The sequence below is a fragment of the Streptomyces lushanensis genome (assembly GCF_001700515.1).
GTDB classification, from domain to species: domain Bacteria; phylum Actinomycetota; class Actinomycetes; order Streptomycetales; family Streptomycetaceae; genus Streptomyces; species Streptomyces lushanensis.
Genome location: NZ_MAUD01000674.1, coordinates 264 through 678, shown reverse-complemented (window position 1 = coordinate 678; position 415 = coordinate 264). Strand labels below are relative to the sequence as shown.

The window sequence follows — 415 nt, the reverse complement described above, 5'->3', positions numbered from 1 at the left end:
GGCGCGACCCCCTCTATGGTGCAACGTGTCCGGGCGACACGGAACGCGGGTCGAATCCGAACGGCAACTCCAGCCGGTGCGCGGCCATCAGCGTCTCGTCGCCGAGCAGCCGGTGCGTGGGCCCGTCCGCCACGATGACACCGTCGCTGAGGATCACCGCGCGCGGGCAGAGTTCGAGCGCGTACGGCAGATCGTGCGTGACCATCAGCACGGTGATGTCCAGCGAGCGCAGGATGTCGGCGAGTTCACGCCGGGACGCCGGATCGAGATTGGACGAGGGCTCGTCGAGGACGAGGATCTCGGGTTCCATCGCGAGGACGGTCGCCACCGCGACCCGGCGCCGCTGCCCGAAGGACAGATGGTGCGGCGGCCGGTCCGCGTACTCCGCCATCCCGACCCGGCCCAGCGCGGTGAC

At 70.6% G+C, this 415-nt stretch carries 1 protein-coding gene; it reads right to left on the bottom strand.

Annotation, left to right across the window (positions count from 1 at the left end):
• Positions 1-13: 13 nt before the first annotated feature.
• Positions 14-415: energy-coupling factor ABC transporter ATP-binding protein (locus BFF77_RS32315; protein ID WP_141698621.1), on the bottom strand; the 402-nt coding region annotated here is incomplete at its 5' end.